The organism is Pseudoalteromonas sp. S1612 (assembly GCF_005887175.1).
Taxonomy (GTDB): domain Bacteria; phylum Pseudomonadota; class Gammaproteobacteria; order Enterobacterales; family Alteromonadaceae; genus Pseudoalteromonas; species Pseudoalteromonas undina.
The window spans coordinates 1-329 of sequence record NZ_PNDH01000185.1 but is presented as its reverse complement, the minus strand read 5'-3'; the positions used below and the strand labels follow the sequence as shown (position 1 = coordinate 329).

At 38.3% G+C, this 329-nt stretch carries 1 pseudogene; it reads right to left on the bottom strand.

The window, feature by feature from the left end:
* Positions 1-329 (bottom strand): annotated as a pseudogene (locus CWB78_RS18630) (aminotransferase class I/II-fold pyridoxal phosphate-dependent enzyme); the annotation flags it as partial.

Sequence of the window (329 nt, the reverse complement as noted above, 5' to 3'; positions counted from 1 at the left end):
AAATGATCAACTCTTCAAACGCATTGGCTAAAATACGTAAACCATTCGCATCTTCTTCTAAAGAAGAGCCAAAACCTTGCTATGCATTATCAATTAATGGCGTATACCCCACATCATTTGCAAGTTCAGCATTAGTCTTCCATTGTTGTTCGTTGAAATCCCTACCACTTGGGATGTGACAACATGCATGAAATAACTCCACATCGCCCTTAGGCACCTGTTGTAGGGTTTCAACAATTTCATCAAACAATAAATCTTTGTTTTCGTAGTCGTAGTATGGGTATTCTTTTACCGTTAAGCCTGCAGCTTCAAATAAGCTAATGTGGTTA